Source organism: Streptomyces sp. NPDC007945 (assembly GCF_042958885.1).
Classification (GTDB): Bacteria; Actinomycetota; Actinomycetes; order Streptomycetales; family Streptomycetaceae; genus Streptomyces.
Window position 1 is genome coordinate 125,403 of sequence record NZ_JBIBJV010000013.1, and the last position, 7,461, is coordinate 132,863.

5 protein-coding genes and 1 pseudogene are annotated in these 7,461 nt (G+C 72.4%); 1 reads left to right on the forward strand and 5 read right to left on the reverse strand.

All coding sequences use genetic code 11. The features are described 5' to 3' along the window. Positions 1-335: 335 nt before the first annotated feature. The 3 genes from ACFZCF_RS30020 to ACFZCF_RS30030 form a co-directional block, all read right to left on the reverse strand. Positions 336-1,226 carry a phosphatase PAP2 family protein gene (locus tag ACFZCF_RS30020; protein WP_391290146.1) on the reverse strand — a complete coding sequence of 297 codons (891 nt, stop codon included), beginning with the start codon at positions 1,224-1,226 and terminating at the stop codon, positions 336-338. Between the two features lie 140 nt (positions 1,227-1,366). Further along, positions 1,367-2,320, reverse strand: a complete 954-nt coding sequence (locus ACFZCF_RS30025) for a YhjD/YihY/BrkB family envelope integrity protein (RefSeq protein WP_391290148.1) — start codon at positions 2,318-2,320, stop codon at positions 1,367-1,369. Between the two features lie 23 nt (positions 2,321-2,343). Further along, entirely contained in the window at positions 2,344-4,215 is a 1,872-nt protein-coding gene (locus tag ACFZCF_RS30030; RefSeq protein ID WP_391290150.1) for a diacylglycerol kinase family protein, read from the reverse strand. Between the two features lie 474 nt (positions 4,216-4,689). Between ACFZCF_RS30030 and ACFZCF_RS30035 the strand changes: the two are divergent. Continuing rightward, positions 4,690-5,492 (forward strand): annotated as a pseudogene (locus ACFZCF_RS30035) (IS5/IS1182 family transposase); the annotation flags it as partial. 554 nt (positions 5,493-6,046) lie between these two features. On the opposite strand, the gene ACFZCF_RS30040 reads toward ACFZCF_RS30035, so the two are convergent. Both ACFZCF_RS30040 and ACFZCF_RS30045 read right to left on the reverse strand, forming a co-directional pair. After that, complete coding sequence (locus tag ACFZCF_RS30040) at positions 6,047-6,319, reverse strand: hypothetical protein (protein ID WP_391290152.1); 273 nt, start codon at positions 6,317-6,319, stop codon at positions 6,047-6,049. Positions 6,320-6,923: 604 nt separating this feature from the next. Further along, positions 6,924-7,076, reverse strand: coding sequence for a hypothetical protein (locus tag ACFZCF_RS30045; RefSeq protein ID WP_391290154.1), 153 nt, complete (start codon positions 7,074-7,076; stop codon positions 6,924-6,926). Between the last annotated feature and the right edge of the window lie 385 nt (positions 7,077-7,461).

The window sequence follows — 7,461 nt, forward strand, 5'->3', positions numbered from 1 at the left end:
GATCCTTGGCCGGGATTTCCGGCCGAGGAATCACCGATGACGGCGGAAGCTGACCACGGGCGGACGTCGGCCGGCGGGGCCGGCTCCGACCGCCGACGCCGCTGCCTGCGCCGCTACCTCACAGCTCCGTTCTCAGATGTGCGAATCTCAGCGGACGGGACAGCGTTCCTCGCGGACGGGAAGAGGCCCCTCTCGGCCTCCACGGCGGACCCCGACAGCCGCTGCGTCGACTGCCGCGGCAGCCTGCCCTCGCCGGCCGGCCACCGGCCTTCGGCTCGGGCAGGGGACGGCAGTTCGTCGATCAGTCAGGGGCCATCAGCCCCGCTGGCCGTGTTTCAGACTGGTCGGCGGCCTCGGCTTCGGTCACGTTCTCTCCGCTCATCGGTGTGTCCTCCCTGATCGGGAGCGGCACCGGAACGATCGGCGGTCCCATCGTCGGAGCCGTGGCGCAGGTCGAGGGCGGGTTCGGGAGAGGGGGAGCGGAGTTCGGGTTCCAGGCCCTCTTCCGCGGGGTCGGTGCGCCGGAGGCCGGTGTCGGCACGCCACGCCTCGAAGACGAGGGTGGTCGCCGTGACCACGGCCAGCCCGAGCAGCCAGCCCCCGACGACGTCGCTGACCCAGTGCACGCCGAGGGCGACGCGGGTGAAGCCGACGCCGACCACACTGATCACCGCCAAGGCCCACGCCAGTAGCCGCCGGGACGGAGGGAGCAGCGGGAGCAGGACCAGCAGCAGGACGGCGCAGGAGGTGGTGGCGGTCATGGCGTGGCCGGACGGGAAGGAGAAGCCGGGCGCGTGGGAGACGGGGTCCGGCAGGTGCGGGCGCGCCCGCTCCACGACGTGCTTGGTCAGCAGGCCGATCAGCCCGCCGGCCGTGGCCGTGACGCCGGCCCAGGCCGCCAGCCTCCAGGCACGGCGGGTCAGGAGCCAGACCACCAAAGCCGCCACCAGCAGGCGCATCGTCACCGGGTCCCACACGACGCCGGTGAGGAACTCCAGGAGGTGTACCAGCACCGGGTGTGCGAGGGCGGCCCTGTGCATCCCCTCCGCGGTCTCCCGGTCGAGTCGGTACAGCGGCGGCCACCCGGACTCGACGAGCACGAGAGCGAGGGCGAAGGGCACCGCCGCCACGGCCGTGGCCGTCACCGCCAGCACCAGTCTGCGGCCGAAGGCCGCGTCGGGTCCGGCGCGGCGGGACAGGAGTGCCCGGATGTTGCGCTGTGCCATGGGGGCGCAGCCTCCCCTCAGGATCGGGATCGGGATCGGGATCGGGACGTGGGACGCGGGAGGTGGGACGCGGGCCGAGGGCTGGGCCTGGGCCTGAGCCTGGCTCTGGGCCTGGGACGGGAACTGCGGCGGGGCATGGGTCAGACGCCCGGGTCCTGGCTGACGGGTTCCCTCGTGCCGGCGCGTACGGCCTCCAACTGGGCCGCGAAGGAAAGGCCGAGGAAGAGGGCCAGCGAGGTGAGGTAGGACCACAGCAGCAGCGACATGACGGCGCTCAGCGGTCCGTACACACTCGTGAAGGAGCTGCTCGCGCCCACGTACAGGCTCAGGGCCCAGGTGGCCGTCAGCCAGAGCAGGAGGTGCACGACGGCGCCGAAGGCGAGCCAGGTGTAGCCGGGCTGGTCGCGGCGCGGCGAGAGACGGAAGATCGCGCTGGTGGCCAGCACGGCCAGCAGGATGCCGACCGGCACGCGCAGCAGGCCCCAGGCCCGGGTGGCGGCCGGGTCGAGGCCGTAGACCTCCGCGAAGGCCTGGGTCAGGTCGGCGCCGAGCACGATGAGGACGAAGCTCAGCCCCAGCGGGAGGCCGGCCAGGACGGCCATGACCAGGCCGCGGAGGTACTTGTGCAGGAACGGCCGGTCGCGTTCGTTGCCGTAGATGCGGTTGGCGCCGCGCTCGACCTGGCACAGGCCGGTCGTGACGTTCGAGACCGAGAACAGCAGGCCCAGCCACAGGGCGGCCTGGCCGCCTTCGCCCGCGTGCCGCCGGCTCTGGGCCAACGCCTCATCGACCATCTCCTGGCTCGGTCCACTGGCGAGCCGACTGATCGTCAGCTCGGCGACGCGTCCGATGCCCTCCGTGTGCAGCACCCCGGACAGGCCGATCGCGGCGATGGCCAGCGGCACGATGGACAGGACGGTCTGGAGGGCGAGCGCGCGGGAGTGGCTGAAGCCGTCCGCGTAGCGAAAGCGTATGAAAGAGTCCCGGGCCAGCCGCCAGCCGCCGTAGCGGCGCAGCGAGGCCCACGCCTCGTCGCCGGACAGCTCTTCGCCCCGTACGTCACGTCGCTGCGGTACCCGGGTCGCGGTTCCCATCGGTTTCCTGACTGTGTGGTGGTTCAGCGGTCTGCGGTGCGAGGAGCCCGGAGGGGGGCGGGCGCTCGTGCGTCGGGGGGCGGGCTCGTGGCGGCTCCCGGCCGGAGGCCCGCGGGCGTCCGGGCGTCTGCCGGCCAGGGCGGGGTGGTGGCGGGGGGCCGGGGCAGCCGGACGCGCAGGGCGGCCGGCTCGACGACGGCGCTCAAGCGGGCACCGTCGGGCAGGGTCTCGCCGTCGAGTTCCCGGGCGCGGGGGCGCGCGAAACGGATGTCGATGCGGGTGGCCGTGAAGTACTCCAGGGCGCCGCCTGCGACGGGGCCGTCCGTGGCGGCGGGGGTGCGGCGCAGCGGACGGCCGGCGATGTGGGCGGCGGCGGCCAGCCAGCCGACCGGGCCCTGCGGGTCGAACAGGACGAGTTCCAGGTGCCCGCTGTCCGGTCGGGCCCGCGGCAGCAGACGCAGACCTGCCTGGAGCGTGCCGACGTTGCCGATGACGGCCATCCGGGCCCGCCTCCGGATCCGGCGGCCCCCGTCGAGTCGGACCGTCAGCCGCATGCGGGGCTCGTTCAGATGCCGGGTAGCTGACAAGGCGTATGCCGGCCAGCCCAGGCTGGCCTTGAGGGCGGGAGAGGCGTCGCGGATCATGGCGGCGTCGAAGCCGGCGCCCGCCATGACCGTGAACAGCGTCGGTGTCAGGCCGTCGCCCCAGGCCCGTCCGGTGTCGATGTCGGAGTACCCGCCGTCGAGAGCCGCTTCGAGGGCCTTCTCCGGGTCCGAGGGCAGGCCAAGGTTGCGGGCGAGGAGGTTGCCGGTCCCGCAGGGGACGAGCGCGAGCGGGACGCCGGTTCCGGCGACCACCTCGGCGCAGGCGCGGACGGTGCCGTCGCCGCCGCAGGCCACGACCAGGTCGGCGCCGTCGGCGGCGATTTCCTCGGCGAGGTCGCCGCAGGGCCGGTTCGGGCCGGTGGAGATCCAGCCTTGGTCGGTGAGGCCGTGCCGGAGGAGGGTCGCTCGGACGCGCGCGGCCAGCTCGTCGGGGCAGGCATGGGGGTGGCGGACGACCACGGCCCGGCCGCCCTCGGGACGGCCGCCGCTGGCCTGCCCGTCATCGGGACGGCTACCGCTGGCCTGTCCGCCATCGGGATGCCCGCCATCGGCTTGATCGCCATCGGGACGTCCGCCACCGGTGGCCGCGGCGGTACCGGCCGGTCGCGCGGACCCGGCGGTGACGGGGCCAGGGCCGCGGCGGTCGGCAAGGAAGACGGATCCGATCACGAGGAGCGTGAGGGTTCCGTTGAGCAGGCCGGCCACCACGTCGGAGGGATGGTGCATGCCCCGGTACATCCGGGACAGCGCGACCACCGGCGGCACCAGCAGCAGGATCCCGGCCGCGAGGTACCGCCAGCGGCTGCGGGCCCGGGTCAGGGCGAGGACGGCGAGTCCTCCGTAGAGGGCGAGGGACGCGCCGACGTGGCCTGAGGGGAAGCTGGAGGTGGGTGGGGCTGCGTCCAAACGCGGGACGTCGGGGCGGGGCCGGTCCACGAGGGCCGCGACCAGGAGGAAGACGGCCGACTGCACCGCGACCGACCCGCCCAGGAACAGGGCCTCGGACCAACGCCGGGCGGGCGGCAACAGCAGCCCGAGGACGCACAGCAGGGTCACTCCGACCACGGCCGGGGTGTCGGCGAGGACGGACAGCCAGCGTGAGACCCGGTCGACGGGCGGGGTCCGGTGCGCGGCGAGCATGCGGACGAAGGTGTCGTCCGGGGCGAGGAGTCCGCCGGCCGCGACCACGCGGGTGATCAGCAGTCCCAGCGCCGTCATCACGACGGTCTGCACGACCACCAGCCACAGGAGCCGTTTCCGTCTCGCGGCCCCGCCGCTGTCGGTTGTCATGGGCTCCTTGTTGCCCGTCGCGGCCCGATGATGCTCCGGTACGGGGCCCGCATCCGCGCCGCGCCCGGGACAACCAGAGGCGTGCGCGGGGGGAACCCTTTCGGCGGGTGGAGGAGCGGTCCGCTCCGCCGCGGCGGTGCCGCACCCGTGCCGGAGGATTCAGCGGCGTCGACGACGTGTCACCAGATCGATTCCACCGCTGCACTCGCTCCTCGCTGACACCCGGCATCCGCGCGGTCTCAGCGGCCGAACGTCTCTGGCCGGTCGACTCGGCCGCCCGCACACGCCGGGCTTCGGCCGACTACGGCCGCGTCGGAGGACGAGCAACGCGAAGGCTTGAAAGGCAGGCCAACGGGATCCCACTTACGAAGTCGTCGAGCCCCCGAAATGGCGACAAGACCAGTAACGAGCTGATGCGGGACAGCGGTTGAAGAGTGCCCGGGCGAGGGTGTGCTGATCCAGTCCGTGGTGATCATGGTCGACCGGCACATCCTGGCACATCGGCTGTTCAAAGGGATCTCCGGGCAGCATCCGGTGTGCCTGGTCCAGGAGTCGGCCGAACCGCGGCCGACCGTAGTCGAGGGCAGTCGCCACGAGGCACGTGGCGGGGGCAGTGAACATGGGGGCGGGGCTGGCGCCCGGCATGGGCTGATGTTCGTCGACCGACTGATGGTCACGCTGATCCACCTGCTGATCCACCTGCTGATCCACCTGCTGATCCACCTGCGGCACGATCTCCCGCACTCCGTCCTCGCCTGTCGCCCGGTACCGACCGCTCCGCCGCCACCCCTGCGATCGAAGACCTACGCGGGCTCCTCACCGACCGCGGATGCGCGATCCCCGACCGTCCTCGCCTGCGGCTGCGGCTGCGGCTGCGGCTGCGGCTGCGGCTGCGGCTGCGGCTGCGGACCCTGGCGGACGTGTTCGCCCACGTCCAGGCCGAAGGCGTCGAACTGCGGCCGGACGCCATCAAGGTCGAGGCCCGCCGCCCCGTGGCGGGCCTCGGCGGACGACGCGCGTTCGTCTCGGGCAAGAAGAAATGATGCACGACGAAGGGCACCGTCCCAGGGCCCCCTCTGAACCGGCGCCCCGTGACCAGGGCGGATGCACGACGCGACCGGCGCACGTAACGAAGGGATCGGGGCCTGTTTCGAGGACTTCCCGGCCGTGGAAGTGCTGCTGGACGACGGCTGCTGACCCGCTGGACCCACCAGCGCGAGATCCTGCCCACCACCTACCGGGCCATCGCCGGCCTCGTCTCCGACCGCACCGCCAACGCCTCCCTACTGAGCGAAGCTACGACGGTGTCCCCAGCGGCCTGCCACCCGGCGGCTGTCCTGCGGTCGAGGCCAGCGGGTTGCTCTGCTGCCCACTCCACCAGCTCCAGCGCGCGGGGCGAAGGCCGCCGTCTCCACCGTACGCATCGATCCTCCGCTCTCTCGCGCAGGGCGGCCTGTCCGTCCGGCCGCGGGATCTCGGTTTGGCTGTCAACGTGTCGTCCGCCACGGCTGGCCGACGAGGACGTGGGGTCCGGGACACTCGCTTCCACATGCGCCCATGGATGCACCACGTCGGACTGGCCCATCGCCGACGACGCCGGCTAGCTCGTCTTCTTGGGCGAGCACACAGCATTTCCGCTGGGTTGAGATCAGGCTCATACGCTTACGCGGACAGCGCATACGCGCGCAACGGCTCGTCCAGGGAGAAAGGACAGCCGCTTTCTCCGCGCCGAGTATCCTTCCTGCCGTCGACTGCTGGGGTACCACCCGTGCGGGTGGTACCCCAGCAGTCGGCCCCGCCGTCCCGGGCACGGGGTCGTCGGCGGAACGGGTCAGGTTCCGGCGACCAGGGCACCGAGGATCATGCCGCCGATGAGACCCACTGCCGCCACCACGATGGCGGGCACGGCGAGACGTTCGTTTCTGACGGCCTTGGCGATGATGGCGAGCACCAAGCCGATCACTCCGAAGAGGAGGGGCAGGAACAGGAGCGCGACCGCTCCCAGCACGATGGCGATGATGCTCATGACATTTCCGGCCGCCGCTCCCGCCGACGCTCCGTGGGAGTACTGGCCGGGGTTCTGGTTGCCGTACGGCGTCGTCATCCGTTTCTCCCTCACAATGGTCACCGGGCCGGACCGATCGGACCGGCCTTCTTCGCCCGGATGCCCCCAATCCCCCTCCCCACACTGCCAACTCTCTTGACACAGGGGCGCCTTAGGCTGGCCGGAGTGGGCGCGTCACGGTCCGGGCGCCGTGTTCGGCAGCCCAACAACGCGTACTTGGGACATCGCGTCCCGGCCGGGAGAGGCGGGGGCGCTGCGGGCGATGCCACCCATTGCTCCCGAGCTGCGGCCGCTCGGGAGCAAGTAATCGACCCCGGCTTGCTTCACACCCCTGCCGCCCGCCAGGCGACCGCTCGGGTGGAGGTAGAGGCCACAGCGAGATCGTCGAGCACGAGGCGAGCGAGCAGGGCTGGACGACGAAGCAGGCCCCAGCTTCCGAGAAGGCGCACAACGGCTGTCCCCCGCCCGGAGATCCGGGCGGGGGACAGCCGTACAGCCGGTCGGCACGCGTCCGGGGGGGATAGTCCACGTCCGGCCGGCCCAGGAGGTGTCCGCTTCGCTCCGGTGATCCGCCTACCCCCGCCCCCGGCGCCCACACCAACCTGCCCGACCAGCTCCTCCAGGGTCCTCCGACCTCCGAGTCCTACTGCGTCCACTCGTGGACACGGTCACCGCGCCACTCGCCCCATGCGGAGTCGTCGGTGACCATCGCGGGGGCGGGCAGCTTGGCGAGCACGGCCAGGTAGTGGTCGAAGGAGGCCGGACCGAGGATCTCGTCACGGCCATGCCGGTGCACGGTACCCGCCGGACGGTGAAGGCCGGTGGGTCGTGTTCGCCGCCGTACCCCTCCCCCATCCTCCCCGGGACCCCCCACCCAGCCACCAGACCGGGACGGCGGTCGATCGTCGGCGGACGGCACAGGGCGGACGGCGGACGGCGGACGGCGGGGAAAGAAGAGCGGAGCTTTGCCACTGCGGGCCGGGGTGTCCCTAGTCGGCGGGGCCGTCTCCGAGTAGACGACGCTTGGTGCGCGGCACGGGGCCGTCGGGGGCGGAGGCCACTCGCCGGCGGCGGCGCGGCCGTCATCTAAAGGGTGTTGCAGAAGGTCCGCTTCGGGCAGGCCGGAGGGATGTTTGACTTGTCGGTTCACCCGGTGCGGGCGAGGTTGTGCATGGCGGCGA

Bases quoted from the DNA above. Each gene is read 5' to 3' on its own strand.
- ACFZCF_RS30020 (WP_391290146.1), bottom strand. From the start codon at position 1,226: ATGGCACAGCGCAACATCCGGGCACTCCTGTCCCGCCGCGCCGGACCC.
- ACFZCF_RS30025 (WP_391290148.1), bottom strand. From the start codon at position 2,320: ATGGGAACCGCGACCCGGGTACCGCAGCGACGTGACGTACGGGGCGAA.
- ACFZCF_RS30030 (WP_391290150.1), bottom strand. From the start codon at position 4,215: ATGACAACCGACAGCGGCGGGGCCGCGAGACGGAAACGGCTCCTGTGG.
- ACFZCF_RS30040 (WP_391290152.1), bottom strand. From the start codon at position 6,319: ATGACGACGCCGTACGGCAACCAGAACCCCGGCCAGTACTCCCACGGA.